The sequence below is a fragment of the Mesorhizobium sp. M8A.F.Ca.ET.021.01.1.1 genome (assembly GCF_003998025.1).
Classification (GTDB): Bacteria; Pseudomonadota; Alphaproteobacteria; order Rhizobiales; family Rhizobiaceae; genus Mesorhizobium.
Genome location: NZ_RZSJ01001073.1, coordinates 1 through 576, shown reverse-complemented (window position 1 = coordinate 576; position 576 = coordinate 1). Strand labels below are relative to the sequence as shown.

The following is a 576-nucleotide window of genomic DNA, read 5'->3' as shown; positions in this document are numbered from 1 at the left end:
GCATTGCAATCCTTCTGCGGATGGGTTGCCTTCAGCGCGTCTTCCAGTGCGCGGCCGTGGTTCTTGGCGATCTCGACATGGCGGTCTTCATGGCGCTTGATGTCGGCGGACAATGTATCCCAGAACAGCCGTACATCGGCATCGGCTTTGCGTGGGCGGCGCCATTCGGGAAGGATCACCTTGACCTTGACGGTCACGACCGCGTCGGCGATCCGGCAGGAGCCGGACTGGCTGGCGTAGCTGATGCGTGTCGTGAAGGCCATCTGGGTGGCGCCCGGGTGGCGCGACCCCGTGCTTTTGACCTGCGGCCCGTGTTTGGCGAGTTGCTGCTCGATATCCTCCAGCGTTCTGCCGCCAATGGCGAAATAGCTGTATGTCTTCACCAGATTGGCCGCATCCGCCGGAACGGCGACGGTAAGCAGCAGTGCGCAGAGCAGGGATCGTGTCATCATGTTGCCTCTTCGGTCACCTTGCTTTACGGCCTTTGCCGGCGCAACGGAACTGATCCGATGCGGATCACACATCGTTGATGACCCCCTTGGTTGATGAGCCCATGGTTGATGCGCAATGACGGCG

At 61.1% G+C, this 576-nt stretch carries 1 protein-coding gene; it reads right to left on the bottom strand.

From position 1 onward, the window contains the following. Positions 1-452 (bottom strand): DUF922 domain-containing protein (locus EOA36_RS36670; RefSeq protein ID WP_189553573.1); only part of this gene is annotated, 452 nt, incomplete at its 3' end. Between the last annotated feature and the right edge of the window lie 124 nt (positions 453-576).